Annotated in this window: 16 protein-coding genes; 8 read left to right on the forward strand and 8 right to left on the reverse strand. The window is 41.8% G+C overall.

The genetic code is table 11. The annotated features are described in order from the left end of the window. Positions 1-102: 102 nt before the first annotated feature. Positions 103-873, forward strand: coding sequence for an SDR family NAD(P)-dependent oxidoreductase (locus tag V7K21_RS15570; protein ID WP_335175694.1), 771 nt, complete (start codon positions 103-105; stop codon positions 871-873). 732 nt (positions 874-1,605) lie between these two features. Here V7K21_RS15570 and V7K21_RS15575 read toward each other — a convergent pair. After that, positions 1,606-3,333 (reverse strand): hypothetical protein, encoded by a 1,728-nt coding sequence (locus tag V7K21_RS15575; protein WP_335175696.1) that lies wholly within the window; start codon positions 3,331-3,333, stop codon positions 1,606-1,608. An 87-nt stretch (positions 3,334-3,420) separates the two neighbouring features. On the opposite strand from V7K21_RS15575, the gene V7K21_RS15580 reads away from it, so the two are divergent. Continuing rightward, positions 3,421-6,717: an alpha-mannosidase gene (locus tag V7K21_RS15580; protein WP_335175698.1), complete on the forward strand. Its 3,297-nt coding sequence runs from the start codon at positions 3,421-3,423 to the stop codon at positions 6,715-6,717. Between the two features lie 127 nt (positions 6,718-6,844). Here V7K21_RS15580 and psbN read toward each other — a convergent pair whose 3' ends face one another. After that, on the reverse strand, positions 6,845-6,976 hold the full coding sequence (gene psbN, locus V7K21_RS15585) for a photosystem II reaction center protein PsbN (protein WP_335028454.1): 132 nt from the start codon (positions 6,974-6,976) through the stop codon (positions 6,845-6,847). A gap of 85 nt (positions 6,977-7,061) precedes the next feature. Between psbN and psbH the strand changes: the two genes are divergently transcribed. From psbH to pth, 3 genes are all read left to right on the forward strand, one after another. Beyond that, positions 7,062-7,265 carry a photosystem II reaction center phosphoprotein PsbH gene (gene psbH / locus V7K21_RS15590; protein ID WP_298917766.1) on the forward strand — a complete coding sequence of 68 codons (204 nt, stop codon included), beginning with the start codon at positions 7,062-7,064 and terminating at the stop codon, positions 7,263-7,265. Between the two features lie 150 nt (positions 7,266-7,415). After that, a complete protein-coding gene (locus tag V7K21_RS15595) occupies positions 7,416-7,688 on the forward strand; it encodes a TatA/E family twin arginine-targeting protein translocase (protein WP_273765901.1) in 273 nt (90 codons plus the stop codon). Positions 7,689-8,079: 391 nt separating this feature from the next. After that, positions 8,080-8,721, forward strand: coding sequence for an aminoacyl-tRNA hydrolase (pth, locus tag V7K21_RS15600; RefSeq protein ID WP_335175700.1), 642 nt, complete (start codon positions 8,080-8,082; stop codon positions 8,719-8,721). Between the two features lie 657 nt (positions 8,722-9,378). Here pth and V7K21_RS15605 read toward each other — a convergent pair. Continuing rightward, complete coding sequence (locus tag V7K21_RS15605; RefSeq protein ID WP_335175702.1) at positions 9,379-9,723, reverse strand: hypothetical protein; 345 nt, start codon at positions 9,721-9,723, stop codon at positions 9,379-9,381. A 385-nt stretch (positions 9,724-10,108) separates the two neighbouring features. Here V7K21_RS15605 and V7K21_RS15610 point away from each other — a divergent pair, with 385 nt between their 5' ends. Further along, on the forward strand, positions 10,109-10,951 hold the full coding sequence (locus V7K21_RS15610; protein ID WP_335175704.1) for an SPFH domain-containing protein: 843 nt from the start codon (positions 10,109-10,111) through the stop codon (positions 10,949-10,951). Here V7K21_RS15610 and folP read toward each other — a convergent pair. Both folP and tpiA read right to left on the reverse strand, forming a co-directional pair. Then, positions 10,948-11,808 (reverse strand): dihydropteroate synthase, encoded by an 861-nt coding sequence (gene folP / locus V7K21_RS15615; RefSeq protein WP_335175706.1) that lies wholly within the window; start codon positions 11,806-11,808, stop codon positions 10,948-10,950. The genes V7K21_RS15610 and folP overlap by 4 nt on opposite strands. A 52-nt stretch (positions 11,809-11,860) precedes the next feature. Continuing rightward, on the reverse strand, positions 11,861-12,592 hold the full coding sequence (tpiA, locus tag V7K21_RS15620) for a triose-phosphate isomerase (RefSeq protein WP_335175844.1): 732 nt from the start codon (positions 12,590-12,592) through the stop codon (positions 11,861-11,863). Positions 12,593-12,731: 139 nt separating this feature from the next. On the opposite strand from tpiA, the gene V7K21_RS15625 reads away from it, so the two are divergent. Both V7K21_RS15625 and V7K21_RS15630 read left to right on the forward strand, forming a co-directional pair. Then, positions 12,732-12,941 carry a hypothetical protein gene (locus V7K21_RS15625; RefSeq protein ID WP_335175708.1) on the forward strand — a complete coding sequence of 70 codons (210 nt, stop codon included), beginning with the start codon at positions 12,732-12,734 and terminating at the stop codon, positions 12,939-12,941. Between the two features lie 272 nt (positions 12,942-13,213). Further along, the gene (locus V7K21_RS15630) at positions 13,214-14,695 is read left to right on the forward strand and encodes a GTP-binding protein (RefSeq protein WP_335175710.1); all 1,482 of its coding nucleotides are present in this window, start codon (positions 13,214-13,216) and stop codon (positions 14,693-14,695) included. Between the two features lie 144 nt (positions 14,696-14,839). Here V7K21_RS15630 and V7K21_RS15635 read toward each other — a convergent pair whose 3' ends face one another. From V7K21_RS15635 to V7K21_RS15645, 3 genes are all read right to left on the reverse strand, one after another. Further along, entirely contained in the window at positions 14,840-15,667 is an 828-nt protein-coding gene (locus V7K21_RS15635) for a DUF4351 domain-containing protein (RefSeq protein ID WP_335175712.1), read from the reverse strand. Positions 15,668-15,820: 153 nt separating this feature from the next. Next, positions 15,821-16,261, reverse strand: a complete 441-nt coding sequence (locus tag V7K21_RS15640; protein WP_335175714.1) for a hypothetical protein — start codon at positions 16,259-16,261, stop codon at positions 15,821-15,823. A gap of 650 nt (positions 16,262-16,911) precedes the next feature. After that, entirely contained in the window at positions 16,912-18,564 is a 1,653-nt protein-coding gene (locus tag V7K21_RS15645) for a mechanosensitive ion channel (RefSeq protein ID WP_335175716.1), read from the reverse strand. Positions 18,565-18,592 lie beyond the last annotated feature (28 nt).

The following is an 18,592-nucleotide window of genomic DNA, read 5'->3' on the forward strand; positions in this document are numbered from 1 at the left end:
CTCTAATTTGGCTAATCTGCGTAGGTTGGTTTAAGGGAAGCATAACCCAACATTGCTCATAATTTTTATTAAATTTTTCTATTGTTGAATCATAAATCAAATATGTCTTTTATCAATGAAATTAATCCGGTCAATGCATTAATTGTGGGAGCCAACCGAGGCATTGGTTTGGGTTTTGTGAAGATATTGCTAGAAAATGACAGAATAGCCAAAGTTTATGCAACTTATCGTCAACCGGAATCTGCCTCCGATTTAATAGCTCTTGCAGGCGAACATTTTCAGCGATTAATTTGTCTGGAGATGGATATTACTGACGAGTTACAGATTGTTGAAGCTATTCAAAAAATACATACTAAAGTTGACAAACTGCATTTGGTAGTCAACTGTGTAGGATTGCTGCATGAAGATAATTTACAACCTGAAAAAAGTTTAAGACAGATCAATTCAGAAAATTTGCTGCGCTACTTTCAGATAAATAGTATTGGTGCTGTCTTGCTGGCTAAACATCTATTGCCTCTGTTTCGTCATGGAGAACGCAGTGTGTTAGCTACTATATCTGCTAAATTGGGCAGTATTGGCGATAACCAACTTGGTGGATGGTATGGCTATCGCGCTTCTAAAGCAGCACTCAATATGTTGATGCGAACTGCGGCAATTGAGTATAAAAGAAGTTGTCCTAAAGCATTAATAGTAACATTGCATCCTGGTACAACTGATACGCGTCTTTCCCATCCTTTCCAGAGAAATGTACCTGCGGAACAATTATTTTCAGTAGAACGTACTGTTACCCAATTATTGGCTGTGATCGAACAGCTTCAGGAAGGCGATAGTGGACAGTTTTTCTCATGGAATGGGAGCAGATTGCCTTGGTAACTGCGTTACGCTGGTGCTAGTAAAACTCACGTTACTTGTAATCAAAGCCTATGAAGTTTTTTGTGCCAGCAGCTAAGGATAATATTAAAGCAGAGCAGGTATATAATGCGTAGGCGTAGCCCGTCGTAGACATCGCTCAGTCTGTCAAAGCACCAATAACCGAAAAACGTATTTGGAAGTTACAGTGGCGTGACAACGAAATTGATATGGAATGCGAGGTAGGGAAACCTTTACCATCCTCTTACCAAACTGGGAAAGAGCTAGTTTTGGTAATCTTTGAGTGTGAAAACTTTTATAAGATTTGTACTCTTACCCGTAAAGGAGTAAAGGGAGAGCCTATTTTGGTTGAAAATAATTCTCAATCCTCAGCAATATATTTTTCAGATAACAATACCTTCGTCAATTTACAAGGACTGACATAGGGCAAACCTGGATGATGCTTTTTTTTGGCTGATCGCAAAAATTGCTCCTATTTCCAAAAATCTTTGCAACAAATGAATCGATTGTAGGGGCACACCGCTGTCACTAGTGTAAACTTCAACTTTATATTTTGTATCTTCCAAGTCTTGCAAAAAATCGTGAGTTTAAGAAAAAAGTCGTAATTTTAAGATAAAAATCGTGAGTTATTGTAGCGGTTGATCCAATAACACTGTAATTGTTATTTTTCAATGTGCAACGTCGAGTTAAGTTTCTGGGAGAAAGCGCCCAAGGAAAGAGATTATTAATATCTGCTTATTTCCTCAGCCATAGCTGCCGTAACGACTCAAAAATATTTACAAATCTTTCTTCTAGCCATAGCATAACATAATCAACCCATTCTAGAAGTTGTTCTAAGGGGTGCTTCTCATAGCCTGTTGAAGTTGCTTTGGTTTCTATCCAATCTGGCTGTGCCTCAACTTGACTACTTTGGTGAAATTGCTGTTGCAAAATTTCCCCTTTACGATCGCTTTTAGTTTGGGAAATGTGGGTTTCAGTTTGTGTTGCAGAGGCGACTTTTCCAGATGTTTTTCGACTTGCAGCAAGAATACTAATTGGTTGTTTCCTTCGCACCAAGCCAGATCCGACTTTAGGTTGTTTTACACTCAAATTATTTTGTGGAAAATGCCCTACTGATAAATTTGGAGCTAAAGCAGGATTTGTCTTTTGAGAAAGTGTAACTGGCTTGTCAGCAACTGTTTCGCTATCACCAAATAAATCATTCCAGGTTAGCCAAGGATCATCTGTTAAATCCTGTTTTTCCAACTGACGGCTTTTAGACAAGGCCTTTTTAAAGCGTGATGGTAATATTTTACCTGGCAATCTATCATCATTAGTTGTTGACTCAAGTGTTTTTCTAGTACCAACACCAAAAAAGTAATTAAGTGCTCCCTCAATCAAAGCATGAATATTCAGTGTATGAGTCTCCAAAGCATCAGTATTAGGTGCAACTTCTCCCTTACCAGCTAATTGCTCTTTGCCATAAAGAAATATGTTTAACTGAGTTTGGGCAACTTGGACAATTTCCTGGCTACGTTCTTGCACAGGTACTAAAGCATTTGACTCCAATTTAGCAACGGCTATATCTAGAAACGCTAATAATCTATTTGTATTAACTTCTTTTGGCATCTCCTCAGTTAAAACTGGAATAGTGGCTGTATTTCCGTCAGTGAGTTTTGCTAATAACCGGTCAATTTGTGGTAGTAACTCCGTTTCTTTTTTAGCTTCGAGCAACCGCCTTTCCTCCTCTACAAGAGGCTGCGCCAACGGAACGCTACGCGTAGCTTGCTTCCCCGTAGGAGTACGCACAGCGTCTCGTAGAAAAGACTGCCAGTAATTAGCAACTTCGTTAATAATTCTGTCTTCTAATTTTGCCTGCTGTTGAGGTGTTAAAATATCTAGAATTTCATTACCGACAGTAACAAGTACTAAATTCCGGTTCATCAAATCTGTGGCAATTCCCTGCACTACTGGAAGATGCTGTTTGAGAGCATTCTCTCGCTGTGAAGGGTTGAGAACTCCGGTGTTATTCTCTGTAATATTTAATGATTGAGTGAGACTAACGTTATTTGTCAAGTTATTATCACCGAATTTCAGCCGAAAAACTCCCAATAAAGCTAAGGGATTGAAAGGTTCAAATATTTTTGCAGCAGTAGAGACAGGTTGATCATCTGATAGATAATGGAGAGTTTCTAATGCATGTTGAATAGGGGTATCAACATTTGGCATTTCGGGCTGGAAATCAGTATCATTTGGTTGTAACTTTAGTCTAGTTTGGGGTTCTTTGGTATGTAGTGTTTTCCCAGATGATTCAGATGAATGAAACAGTAGATACACTGGGTAAAGTAGTAGTTCCACACCCCACTTAGTGGCAACTTGCAAATGCCGGAAGGTGTGTTCCCACTGTTCTGTCACCCGCCGAGATTGCTGGTGGACAAAGTTAAATAGTTTGCTTTGATAACGCCCAGAGGAACCAGAAGACATAGTAGTAATTTTTTAGTTCAAGTCTTGTTAAGTTGTGAGACTCGCGCCAAACAATAAAAACGACCAACACCTCATCTTAGCGAAAATATGACCTCGAATGTCTCTCAATCTGATACCAAATTAATCTCACAAGTAATTGAGCAACTACGCTCTTTTTGTCAAGTTAATCTTCAGTCTACTTGGCTATATCAGGAATCTAACCTGATTATTACTAATGTTGTAGCTGCTGATTTGTCTCATTGGCAACCTGTTCAATTGAATGCTCAAGAACATATCACTTGGACAGGCGGGAAAAAAGTACTATGGCTAGTGCAAAGATTGGTAGTGCCTCAAGATTTACAGGGCTATCCCTTAGCTGGCTTATCTTTGCGGCTGGCGCTGGTTTGGTGGGCAGATTCTGCTGAGATTTATGTGAATGGGGAGTTAGTGCTGGAGGGTGATTTATTTGATTGTTCGCCTAGAGTGCTTATCAGTCAAGGGGTGACGCCAGGGGAAGAGTTTATTGTCGCTTTGCGGTTAGTGAGTCCGGGACATAGTGATGGTGCTTTAGTGCGATCGCTCCTAGTTTATGAGTCTATTGATGATAATAATCCCGATCCGGGTTTTGTGGCTGATGAGTTAGCTGTGGTGCAACTTTATTTGGAAAGGTTTGCGCCACAGAAGTTGGATGTTTTGGCGGCGATGGTGGGGGAGATTACGAACCGCAGAGGCGCAGAGGACACCGAGGAAGAGAAGGGATTAGTAAAATCGTTTTTATCTCTACGTCAAAATTTAATTCAATCCAAAATCGTTCGACTGAGCGATCGCGTAGCGTCTGGTAGAGTTGCCGAAAGGAGCGGAAGTCCAAAATCTAAAATTTTATTGTTGGGTCATGCTCATTTAGATTTAGCATGGTTATGGACTGTGAGTGAAACTTGGAATGTGGCGCAAAACACCTTTGAGTCGGTTCTGAAGTTGCAAGAAGATTTTCCTGAGTTAATTTTCTGTCATTCGACTCCTGCACTTTATGCTTGGATTGAGGAACATCGCCCGGATTTATTTGAGGCAATTCAAGCACAGGTAGCCGCTGGACGTTGGGAAGTTGTTGGCGGAATGTGGGTGGAACCGGAACTCAACCTGATTGCTGGTGAATCAATAGTCCGTCAGCTATTGTATGGTCAGCGTTACATCCAAGAAAAATTCGGTAAGCTTTCAACTATAGTTTGGGTTCCAGATAGTTTTGGTTTCTGTGCAACTTTACCGCAGTTTTTCGCTAATGCCGGAATTGAGTATTTTGTCACGCAGAAGTTGCGGTGGAATGATACTACTAAGTTTGATTATGGGGCTTTTTGGTGGCGATCGCCTGACGGGAGCGAAGTTTTTAGTTTGATGTCTGCACTTATCGGTGAAAGCATTAACCCAGTTAAAATGGCATCTTATGCTCTTGAATGGCAAGCCCAAACTGGTTTACCAGAATCCCTCTGGCTTGCCGGTGTCGGCGACCACGGCGGCGGTCCCACCCGTGATATGTTAGAAACTGCCCAACGCTGGCAAAAGTCACCTTTGTTCCCAGACTTAGAATTTACGACGGCTGAAAAGTATTTACAGGAGATTAGTAGTCAGTTAACTTCACAATCCAAAATCCAAGTTGCGCTATCAGCGCACCAAAGGTGCGACCCAAAATCCAAAATCAAAAGCCCCACTTGGAATGACGAACTATACCTCGAATTCCATCGCGGTTGCTACACTACCCACGCAGATCAAAAACGTTGGAATCGTCGTTGTGAAAATTTATTGTATCAAGCTGAACTATTTGCTACCTTGGCAACTGTAAGCTGTGGTGTGACATATCCCAAAGCAGAAATCGAAGCAGCTTGGAAACTAATGTTATTTCAGCAGTTTCACGATATTTTACCTGGTTCTTCAATTACCCAAGTTTATCTGGATGCGTTGCCCCAGTGGCAACAAGTGGAACAAGTGGGAACGAAGATATTGGATAAATCACTCTTAGCGATCGCATCTCACATTACCCGACCAGAACCACCAAAATCTGATAGTTTGCCTGTTTTCGTTTTCAATTCTCTCAATTGGCAGCGTTCTGAAGTAGTCTTTGTAGCCTTACCTACGCCAGCAACATTTACCCAAGAATGGCAAATTTACGATGCTTTTGGAAAGCAACTTGTCTCACAATTATCTGAACCATCAACCTTACTATTTCTCGCCACCGAAATTCCACCCGTTGGCTACCGCATATTTTGGCTTTCCCCCTCATCCCCCTCATCTCCCCCATCCCCCCTACTCCTCCCAGACTGGATTTTAGAAAATGAATTCCTGCGAGTTGTCATTGATCCTGACACCGGAGATTTATCAAGTGTTTTTGACAAAACTTATCAACGAGAAGTTTTGAGTGGGGCGGGGAATCAACTACAAGCTTTTAAAGACAGTGGTCAATATTGGGATGCTTGGAATATAGACCCCAATTATGCCCAGCATCCCTTACCTTCAACAAATCTTCAATCTATTCAGTGGCTAGAACAAGGGCCAGTGCAAAGTCGTGTGCGCGTGGTGCGTCAGTTGGGTGAATCAGAATTTTGCCAAGACTATATTTTACAAGCTGGTTCACCTCTGCTGAACATAGCTACTACCGTCAATTGGCAAGAAAATCATGTATTGGTGAAAGCTGCTTTTCCTCTGAATGTTGAAGCAGACTTTGCTACCTATGAAATTCCCTGTGGCGCGATTCGCCGCCCAACTAAACCAAAAACCCCCGCAGAACAAGCAAAATGGGAAGTTCCCGCTTTGCGTTGGGCTGATTTAACAGGAGAAACACAGGAGGGTATTCACGGAGTTAGTTTGCTAAATGATTGTAAATACGGTTATGACAGCAAACCAAATCAACTCCGCTTGACACTTCTACGCAGTCCGAATTGGCCGGACTCAGAGGCTGATAGAGGTTGGCATGAATTTACCTATGTCTTGTATCCTCATGTTGATAGCTGGGAATCAGCCCATACGGTACGGCGCGGCTATGAATTGAACATCCCGTTGCAAGTGCTATTGAATCCCGTTAATCAAAACCTACATAAAAATTCTCCCCTGTTTGCTAGCAAACAGGGGTTAGAGGTAAAATTTCTAGATTTATCAGCTGAAAATCTAATCTTAATGGCCTTGAAACCATCTGAGGATGACCCACAGCAGCTAATTTTGCGGTGTTATGAATGTCACGGAGAAACAGCGGAGTTATCTTTGCAAAGTGATTTAGGTTTGAATTTAGGAGATACAGTAGATTTGTTAGAGCGTCCCTCTACTACTGAATTCTCATCTCAGCAACAAATCTTGACAATACAGCCTTGGAAAATCGCCAGTTTCAAGGTGGTACCAGCGATTAATCCCAGGCTTGAATGAGTCATTACTAACACTGGGGCGGAAGTTTGCCTACCTTTAATAAGGGGATTTTGCCCCAAGTCTTGTTAAGCTGGATTTTTGCCAAACTCTACTAGCATTGATTCCTAGCTTCTAACTCCTAACTCTTTTAATCTTCGTGATCATCAAACGGATCGTTCAATTGCTTGCTAGGAGGGCCAAAGGAGGTATAAATCGACAGTCCGGTGATGACAATCACCACGGCAGCCACAGAAATACTAAGAACTATTGCGGGTTCCATAATTGAGGGATAGATTATGAGTGCTATTCTTATAGAATATTACAGAAGATTAAAAAAAGCTTTGGCAAGTAATCTTAGGTGAACTATGGCACAAAGGACTAGGTTGGGAGATATCCTGAAACCACTGAACTCTGAGTATGGGAAAGTGGCTCCAGGTTGGGGTACTACCCCTGTGATGGCTGTTTTTATGGCGCTATTTTTAGTGTTTCTGCTAATTATTCTGCAACTTTACAATAAATCACTGTTGGTTCAGGATGTACTTGTCGATTGGCGGACTTTAGGACGCTAACGAATACATAGCTATCAAGTTTGGATAACAAGTTAAGTTACACCCGGTTCCGCCGGGTTTTTTTGTTAACGCTCAGTTCACACTAACTATTGAGTAGACTACATAATATGTGAGTTTCTATAGTGATTCTATAGTTTACAGGAGACAAAAATGAATATATTTGGTATCGGTCTGCCGGAAATGGCTGTAATTATGGTAGTGGCATTGTTAATCTTTGGCCCAAAGAAGCTGCCAGAAATTGGTCGGAGTGTGGGCAAAACAATTCGTAGTTTCCAAGAAGCTTCCAAGGAGTTTCAAAACGAGTTTCAAAAAGAAGCAGAACAGTTAGAAGAAACTGTAAAGACTACTGCTGAATTGGAACCTAAACAAATCCATCCTGCTAAATCTGAGCAGGATACCACTAGTTCTTCCCAACTTAGCTAGGAGATTGCACTATACCAATTTTGGATTTCGGATTTTGGATTTTAGATTGTTTTGCGGTTTACAGCAACGTCTCTAGTGGACGGAACAAATCAAAATCGTCAATATAAAATCACAAGCCTTATACCCTTGTGGTTTCTTTCAATCCAAAAGACGCTCAGAGACTCGCTCTAAGCGAAGCCTCTCAAACGCGAGTGCATTTCCCCTTCTCCCAAAGGGAGAGGCTAGCGCCTGCCGTAGGATGCCCATACCACTTCCCTACGGGACGCTCCGCGAACGTGGAAGTAAGCTACGCGTAGCGTCTCCTGTCTTGAGAAGGGCTGTAGGGAGAAGAGAAGGCTTTACGCTACGCTAGCGCAAATCTAAAATCTAAAATTGATCGACTGTAGCCAAAATGACAGAAGCTGTTACACAACCAGCTTTGGTGATTCCCCAGCTAATTGTCGGGTTGGGGAATCCAGAAGCTAAATACGACCAAACACGACATAATATCGGCTTTGCTGCTCTAGAAACTCTCTCCCGTTCTTGGTGCATTCCCTTAGCAGAAAATCGTAAATTTCAGGGTGAATATGGCGAAGGTATGGCCCCAAATGGAGGTAAGATTCGCTTGCTAAAGCCGTTAACTTATATGAATCGCTCAGGACAAGCAATACAAGCGGTAACAAGTTGGTATAAATTAGCTCCTGAGTTAGTGCTAGTGATTTATGACGATATGGATTTACCTTTGGGGAAAACTCGCCTGCGGTTGTCTGGTTCAGCTGGGGGACATAACGGCATGAAAAGTGCGATCGCACATCTTAGTACCCAAAACTTTCCCCGTTTGCGAATCGGTATTGGTAAACCGAAAGGTGCAGCTAATAACGATGATTCTGATGCTATCTCCCATGTGTTGGGGCGATTTTCCGCAGCCGAAAATCAGCAAATGTCTCTTGTACTTCAGTTCGTGGTTGAGTGTATTGAACTAAGCCTCAAGCAGGGAGTAGAAAAGGCGATGAATCTTTGTAATAGCCGCACCATTAATAATTCTGAGTCTTAAGGGTGAATGAATACTGTCTTTGGTAGGGGCACAGAAAAAGCTCATTGGTGTCAACTTAAGCTAAAACTCCTTTAAAACCTCATTAAGAGCCTCTGACTGAAAATATACCTTATAGCGGCTCTGGAGCTAGTCTTGAGGCGGTAGCCCCCCATTACTCATTCCCAGTTAGAGACTTTTAAGGAGACAATCTCTAAAAGCTGGTTATATAGCGATTCTCATTAGAATAAGGTACACGGGTAGAGACACGCCATTGCTATGTTCTACCTTGTATCTGTCTTTATCAGGACTTACGCAAAATCATGAAAAAACGAACTGCAAAGGACGCATAGACATGAAGTGGCTTCCCGCAGGGTAGGACATAAAGGAATAAGGTTTCAGAGAGTTATTGCGTAAGTCCTATTTATATGTGGTTAATCATTTTTTCTCTACCTTACCCATGCAGGAACCGCTATATACCATTTCTTTGTGAGCCAGCACCAAATTTTATTGACTTCTTATTTCTTTATTTGTGTTCTTTGCGACTACCGTCGCTCCAACTTTGGGAAAGTTCGCAACGCGCTGCCTCTCCTTTGCGGTTCGTTCCTCATATATGGCGCATATTTCAGAATTGGTATTAACTACTAATAAACATGAGAAGATAGATTATATTTACAGATTTTAAAAGTTGATTCTACCCTCATTCAATAATTTATATCCAGATGCTAATGCGGTGAAAGCAATTATGAAATTCCATAAGCTAGTTGGCTTTAAAATAACTCCACCACTTAAGAAAACTAGTACTATACCAATGCCTAGAAAAATCCATCCCAAGTTACCAGTTTCTCTACGAAAAAAAACTAATGCAAATACACCTGTCATAGTTGCTAAAACTGAAGCAGTAGCAGGTAAACTACCGAAAAAATATGAATAATAACTGCTAACAAATATGATATTTTGACCAAAAAAGTATAAGCCGATGAAAAGTAGGATTAAACCTATAAGTTTGATTAACAACCTGCCCATAATATTTTTAGATTTTTAATGGCTGAAGCCAATTTAAATCCAATTATAGTGGAGTTTTTTAAGTTGTTATAAATTTTACACATGCTATATGTTATTAAGTGAATATACTGAATAAAATTCCCAACTGTCTGAAGATATCAGTACAAATAATGTTGATTAGATAAAGTAATCCTTGCCAGCGTGTGATCAAGGTGCTTTAATAGCGATCGCATTCTGCGAAACTATCGTACTTACAGAATATGTATAAGCCGTGCAGCGACTCGACATCAAACATCGCTGCTAGTATTGATAAAATTACAGACTCAAAACATTAAACTCAAAGATATGACAAGCTAGTAGCATATCCTTGACACTAAATTCTCCCAAAAGCTGAATAGGAGTATATATGGAGCCAATCATTTTTATAGTTTTAGTGCTTATAGGTTATGCCTTAGGTTCTGCAAAACTGATTAATCAAGGTAATGAAGCCCTAGTCGAACGCCTGGGGCGGTATCATCGGAAACTTAAACCTGGGCTAAACTTTATTGTTCCCTTGGTCGATCAGGTTGTGATGGAAGATACTACACGAGAGCAGTTTTTAGACATCAAACCTCAGAATGTGATCACCCAAGATAATATTTACGTGGAAGTGGATGCTATTGTCTACTGGCGCATTAGAGATATTGAGAAAAGCTTTTATGCTATTGAGGATCTGCAAGGGGCATTGACACAGGTAACTACAACCACGCTCAGGGAAATTATTGCCCAAAACACCCTAGAGCAGACCAATGTCTCCAGGGCAGAGATGGACTCAGCCCTCTTAGACCAGTTGAATAATATAACGGTAGATTGGGGAATTGATATTCTCCGGTTAGACCTTCAGAGTATTACACTACCTGAAAGTGTACGAAAGTCGAGGGAAGAGGAGCAAGCCGCTGTAATCAAAAAACGGGCGCTGATTACCGAAGCAGAAGGGGAAAAGGAAGCTGCCATTAAAAAAGCAGAAGGAACTATGGCTTCAGTGCAAATCATTTCTCAAGCTCTACGTTCCAATCCAGATACTAGGGACATTTTGCGGTATCTTGTGGCTCAAGATTACGTAGATGCTAGCCAAAAACTTGGTGAGAGTAATAATGCCAAAATTGTCTTTGTAGACCCAGCCAACTCAACTGAAATGTTTCATGAGTTGATCAATGAGTCGATAATGACAGAAGGTCACGGCAAAAAATCCGAAAATGGTAATACCTAACACTCAGGCTGTGCGAATTTTCTCAGTAGTGCATCAGCTACCAATGACACATCGCGCATTTCTTGAACATCGTGAACTCGCAGAATATCAGCGCCATTAAAAATAGCAGCACAACAAGCTGCTGCCGTTCCCCAAACTCGGCCTTTTGGATCTGGTTGATTTAAAATGCGACCAATGAAACTTTTGCGAGATGCTCCTACCAAGATAGGACAGTTGAGTGGTGCGAGCGATCGCAAGCCGCGAAAAATTTCTAAATTTTGCTCATAGTTCTTAGCAAAGCCAATACCAGGATCAATAATAATTTTATCCTGCTCAATGCCCGCAGCAGTTGCTATCCCAATTTGCCTTGCCAAAAAACTATAAATCTCTTTGAGCAAATCTTGATAATCAGTATGTTGTTGCATTGTCTGTGGTGTTCCCCGGATGTGCATTAAAATAATCGGCACATTTAATTCTGCCACTGTTGGCAACATTTCTGAGTCAAAAGTGCCGCCAGAAATATCATTAATAATATCCGCTCCAGCTTGTACAGATGACCTGGCTACAGCAGCACGAGTTGTATCTACAGAAATCGGGACTGAAATTTCTGGTCTCAGCACCTGTAACACTGATAGTACTCGGTCAAGTTCCTCCGCTAGAGTTATTTGCTTTGCCCCTGGTCGAGTTGATTGACCGCCCACATCGATAATGTCAACACCAGCAGCTACCAGTGCTTGCGCCTGTACTAAAGCAGCAGAGGTAGTGTTAAACTCACCCCCATCACTAAAGCTATCAGGCGTCACATTCAAAATGCCCATCAAATAAGTCCGCTGTCCCCACTCAAAACAGCGTTCTCGAATTATCAAGTTGCTTGGCATAAATCTACATTAGGCATTCCCATGCTCTGCATGGGAACGAGAAAAAGGCACATTACACTGACTGAAAATTCACAATTCGAGCGAAACTCTCAGGTTCTAGACTTGCTCCTCCTACTAAAACACCATCAATTTCTGGTTGAGCCATGATTTCATCAATATTATTTGGCTTGACTGAGCCGCCATATTGAATTGATACATTCTGATTACTCAACTTGCTCCGAATTAAGCCAATTATCCGATTCGCCTCCGTTACTTCACAGGTATCACCAGTACCGATCGCCCAAATAGGTTCGTAGGCAATCACCAAATTTTCCTGATCAATATCTAGCAAGCCTTTGTCGAGTTGGAGAGTAATCACTGATTCCGCTTCTCCCGCATCTCGTTGTTGTTTAGTTTCGCCAACACATAAAATTGGGGTCAAACCAAACCTTTGAGCAGCTCGGACGCGCAGATTAACGGTTGCATCCGTTTCACCAAAGTATTGCCTTCGTTCACTATGACCGACAATCACAAAGCGCACACCAATTTCTGTGAGCATTGGGCCAGAAATCTCGCCTGTATAGGCTGCATATTCTTCCCAATGGACATTTTGTGCCCCCAGGTGGATAAGGCTACCGTGCAAACTCTGGGACAAAAGGCTTAAATCAGTGAACGGAGGGCACAATATCACTTCTCGTCCTTCGGGGCTTTCGTCTAAGTGGGGCAGAAATCCTTGTAAAAACTCCTGGGTCTCTGCCTGGGTTTTGAACATTTTCCAGTTGCCGGCAATAACGATTTTCCGCACAGGTAATTTAGTCAAGATCCTAACGAGTTATTTAGATGCATTTTTCAGTTTATGACTTTTTGTTAGCCATTAGTTCACTAGTTGGGCATCGGGAATAGGGGATGAGTCTTTAATGCTCGCCAACGAGTCTTTAATACTTGTGAATGAGTCTTTAATACTCGCCAACGAGTCTTTGATACTCGCCAACGAGTCTTTGATACTCGTGAATGAGTCTTTAAACTCCGTTAATGAGTCTTTGATACTCGTGAATGAGTCTTTAATACTCGCCGATGAGTCTTTGAACTCCGTTAATGAGTCTTTAATACTCGCCGATGAGTCTTTGACCGAGACAATTTTAGATTTTAGATAATAGAATTTGGATTAAATTAAAATCTAGCTTCTATTAAAAGGTTCCAGAGCAAGCGACAAGAGTCGTGGAGAAATCAAAAAATTTCATCATCCAGAGCAAGTGCATTAATGCATGGGGTCAATTCCATTATCCAAAATCCAAAATCGAATGACTTCCACTCTTGTGTCTTACTGCTCTCCCTGCTCTTTTATCTCCACAAACCCCTGTTAAAAATAATTAGGATAAGAGACAGGGCTAATTTAAAAATCCCAAAATTCAAATCTCAAATTGATATGACTTCGACATTGCCCTTGCCAGAACCTGATCAAGGCGATTCTGCCAACACTGACGCAAATTCTCCCAGCTGGGAGGAAGAACTGAATAGTGCCATTTTCAGTTTTGAAGATATTCAGACGGAACTGAATTATAAACAAGCACAAACGGCGCTGCGAAACTTGGTAGCCAATCTCGACCTCACCCCCCAAGAGAAAACCGGATTAGAGACGGAAATTGCTGATTTGGAAACCATGCTGGGGAAGTTAGACCGCATGGTTGTACAGATTGCGGCTTTCGGTATGGTGGGACGTGGTAAGTCTTCGCTACTCAATGCTTTAGTTGGGCAAACAGTATTTGAAACTGGACCGCTGCACGGTGTCACACGTGCTGCACAAACAGTTCATTGGAGTATTAGTGAGGAAGCGATTGGGGAAACTGAACGGGCTTTGCGAGTCACTCTCCCTGGTGTAGGTCAATCCCAGGTGGAATTAATTGACACTCCTGGGTTAGACGAAGTAGATGGTGCAACCCGGGCCGCATTAGCTGAACAGATTGCCAAACAGGCGGATCTGATTCTGTTTGTGATATCTGGCGACATGACAAAGCTAGAATACATGGCCCTTTCTCAGTTGCGGGAAGCAGGCAAACCGATCATTCTGGTGTTCAACAAAGTAGACCAGTATCCAGAAGCAGACCGGATGGCAATTTATCACAAAATTCGGGATGAAAGGGTGCGGGAATTACTCACACCTCTAGAAATTGTCATGGCTGCGGCATCACCATTGGTGAAGACGGCGATTCGTCGCACTGATGGTACCAGGGGCATACAGTTGCGTACAGGTAGTGCGAAAGTTGAGGAACTCAAGCTGAAAATTTTGGAGATTTTGCACCGTGAGGGTAAAGCTTTGGTTGCCCTCAATACTATGCTTTATGCTGACATTGTAAACGAGCAATTGGTAGAGCGAAAACTGATGATTCGGGAACAGAATGCCAATCAGTTGATTTGGAAGGCTGTAATGACTAAGGCATTAGCGATCGCACTCAATCCTGTAACTGTGGTAGATATTCTCAGTAGTGTGGTCATTGATATTGCTCTGATTTTGGGTTTATCTAAACTCTATGGCTTCTCGATGACCGAAGCTGGGGCTGTACAATTGCTACAAAAAATCGCCCTGAGTATGGGCGGAATTGGTGCGAGTGAGTTGTTAGCAAATTTGGGCTTGAGTGGATTAAAAACTTTACTTGGTATCTCTGCAACAGCTACCGCAGGTGCGGCGCTGGGCCCTTATATATCGGTGGCAATCACCCAAGCGGGAGTAGCTGGTGTTTCTTCTTACGGTATTGGACAAGTTACCAAAGTTTATTTAGCCAATGGCGCGACTTGGGGGCCTGATGGGCCGAAAGCAGTGATTAATCGGATTTTGGCAAACCTGGATGAGACTTCAATTCTCAACCGCATTAAAGATGAATTACTCCACAAGGTAAAACTCAAAAAGTGATGCATAGACGTGAAGTTAATAAAGGTTTGGTTAGCCATGTTCATCCTTACAAGACTCCCAATCCACCCACTTACTTCTCAGGTTGAGACTAGGCTGCGTGTAAGCTGGCTTTAACTAATTCGTAATTACAAATTATAAATTATTTTAGCTACTTGTATTCTGCTCAAGCCAAGTAACTAAATCAGATATATTTGAAAAGTCTAAAAATTCTTCTCCTAATTGTTCCAATTGTTCAGTAGATAAGACTCGAATTATCTCGAATATTGAAGAATCGATTTCTCCAAATCGCCGATTTAACTGACGATTTAAGAAGCGAAAAGCTTCTTTTTGTTCTCCCTTCTGCAAAATATCCTGATAAATCACTGATTCTTGCATAATATCTTCCCGCAATAATTGACGAATAAAATCTTTCTCAAACTTCAACCCTGCTAAAATCTCCGTGTAAGCAGCAGTATTTTGTCTTGTCTCGATATCTGGAATTTTAGCAATTTCTTCGGCAACCTGCGATAATAACACTTGGGCTGAATCTGTTCGCGTTAACGGTGCTAAAGGTAATAACGCCAGATTGCTAAGAAGTAGTGCTGAATCTTGTTCACACATTCGGATAACTCGATAACGGTGGGTTGTAACTTCGCTGACATATTCTTCAGTAAAAGCGATTTCGTTACTTGTCTCTTGCAAGAAAATCACTATCTGTGTAACAGGAACTTGATATGTCCGTGTCAATCGGACGTAATAATCTAGTATCCGCAGAGCAATTGATTTTTGGGATTTGATTGTAGTTTGAAATTCCAGGTGTAAAATCAGATTTTCTGTTTGCAGAAATGTCACAGAATCAGCACGTATCGGTTCGATGCTCAATTCTGTTTTTAAGATTTCAATTGTTCGCGGTTCTTGATTTAATAACCAACGGGTAAAATCACGGGGATATTTTTCTGCGAGTATTTTACAAAGGTTGTCATATTCTGCCATCTATAAAGGTTGCACCTGATTTTATGGATTATTTAGGAATTACAACAAATAAATTATCCAATCTTGTCAGATGGATTGAAAAGCCCGCTTTTGGCTACGGGTGGGCGAGACACCCACCCTAATTATGCAATTTATAATGTGGAAGAGCTTATTTTAGAGCGCAGAACTATCAAACGCACTCTTGTAAGCATCAGCAGTTTCTATCCCAAAACCTCCAGCTTCGACATGACGAACTAGCGATTGAATGATAGGTGTAGCAATACTAATACTAAATAAAGCATTGAAGCCTGCAACAACCACTGGTGCGGACAAAATGACTGTAAATTCTGGAAATAAAGCTAACACAGCCACTAATATTAAAAAAACAATTGGTGTAGCAATACCTGCTGCCTTTGCTGCTTCAAAAATTAGATTTTTATACTCTTCAACAGTAATGTCGCCCCGATAAAGATCCAAAGAGTAGGAAATCGCCGTTACTACAACTTGGGTGAGAATAGCTGTTCCCGTTGCAGTAATGCCAAGTCTAGCGATTGTTCCAGAATTGCTGACGATAGAATCGACCGCATTATAAACCTTGTTTAGATTTAGGAACAAAACCCAACATTAATAACCAATATGCAATCAAAAAGTTATACCAATAATTAAAGTCTTTGATGCTAAACAAATTGAGTTGATATGTAAGTTAAAAGAAAGCTATTTAAGTGATATTTATTGTTCTTTAAAGCGATTACTGCTTCTTAGCATTAAAAATTTGTGCAGGTTGCTCCCTTGTATGAGCTTACTTTGCTGCGAGATAGAACTTTCCTCGATGCGATGTCTACGACGGGCTACGCCTACGCAGTTAACGCCACTAAAAATACCCTTTGAAAATTTGATTTTTTCAAGTTATAAAAATATTGTAGTTACTCGATTGCGCGAGTCTGAACTCGGAACTTCGACCTCTGAACTCGGAACTTCGACCTCTGAACTTGGAACTTCGACCTTGGAACTCGGAACTTGAGCTTTAGAACTCGGAACTTCAACCTCTGAACTCGGAACTTTGACCTCTGAACTTGGAACTTTGACCTCTGAACTCGGAACTTGAGCTTTAGAACTCGAAACGTCAAGTTTTACACTCAAACTCCGAGCTTCTAAACTCTAACTTTCAACATTTTAAGCACAATTGCCGATAGATTTTCTCCACTATTGATGCTTATGACCGCACTTTCCGAGATTTACAGATGAAATTGCGCCTTCATCAACTTTTAGTTTCTACCTTTGAAAGAGTTTAGCCATTCTTGAACTTGTTCGCGGGCAATATCGCGCCCTCCAAGACCAAAAGCTAGGGCAATAGCAACAGCGATCGCACCTAGTAAAAGTCCAAAGGCTAAATTCACAATATCACTGGCAACTCCAATCTGTTGCAGTGCCATTGCAGAAACTAAGCCAATGATGGCAATCCGCGCCACTTGTCCCAAAATCTGGGCTTGGCGTTCGCCGGAACTGGTAATGATGTTAAAAGCCAGATTTGCCAGGAATAAGCCAATAGCAAATATTATCAATCCCGCCAAAATCCGCCCGAATACGATCACAATCCCAGACACTAATGCTGTCAGGGCTGGAATATTCAGGATATTCACCGCTGCCACCGTGGCAAACAGCATGATTCCCACTAAGGCAACAATGCCTGCAATTTCCGATGGCGTGCGGCTTGGAATCGGGGGAGTTGTTAATTCTGTTGAAATTACGATTCGTCTGCTGGGTGTTGTCAAACCCAAAATGGTGAAAATGTTATTAAAGCCGAAATTGGTGAGGATACTTGTAACCAGATCCGCTACAAACCGCCCCACGAAATAGGCAACAATCAAAATTGCTACGGCTGTAAAGATGGCAGGTAGAGCGTTGAGAACCTGTTGCAGCATTGCGATCGCAGGCACAGATATCGCATCAATTCGCAAGGCATTCAACGCTGCGATCGCTACAGGAATCAAAATTAGAACATAGACAATTGTGCCGATAATACTCGATAGAGGTTGCACTCCGGCAGTGGAAGATAATCCCAACCGACTACCTAAATAGTCAATGCCAGTTGTCGCCAGCAAGTTCGTCACAATCCGGCGTACCACATTAGCGATGAACCAGCCAACTACAGCAATTAATATTGCCGCTAAAATGTTTGGCAGAATTAGCAGAATTTCTGTAATTAGAGCTTGTACTGGTTGTAGAGCCTGCTGTAGTCCGAGAGTATCCAAAACTGGGGCAAGAAACAGTAAAAATATAAACCAATACAGAGCATTGCCAATCGTCTGACTCAGAGACACCTGATTCAGGCTGGGTGCCCTGTCTGCTGGTTCTGGATTCAAACGCTCATCCAGGTTAAATGCCTGTAATGAGCGCACAGTGATAATCTTCACAATGGTCGCCAAAAACCAGGCGGTTACCAAAAGGATTCCCGCACCAACCAACTTTGGCAAAAAGCCAATAAGTTGATTGAGAAAATTATTCAGGGGTCGAGACGCTATCTCCAGATCCAATGTCTGTAAAACAGCTACCGCCGTCAACAGGATAATGCTCCAAAAGACTAAGCTGGAGATTAATTTCTCCACTTGGGGAACATCTTGACGACCCGTTATGCCTGCGGCAATGCGGTTATCTATGTTTGTGCGATTGAGGATTCCTCGCGTCACTGCTGCTGCGATCGCTGCAATTAACCAACCTACTAACAAAATTGCCACTGCCCCCAGCAGACGGGGTATAAACAGAATCAACTGTTGAACAATACCTTGCACATCAGCGATTCCTTGATTCACTGCTGGTTGCGCCAGTTGCAGGTTGGGCGATTGTGCCAAAAATTGCTGCACCCCCGTGGACAAAGCAACTCCTATCACCTGGGTTATTCCTTGCCAAGTTGTATTCATGGTTTTCGGGAATTAAGCTTAAGTATTC

The organism is Nostoc sp. (assembly GCF_036919595.1).
In the GTDB taxonomy this organism is placed as follows: domain Bacteria; phylum Cyanobacteriota; class Cyanobacteriia; order Cyanobacteriales; family Nostocaceae; genus Nostoc.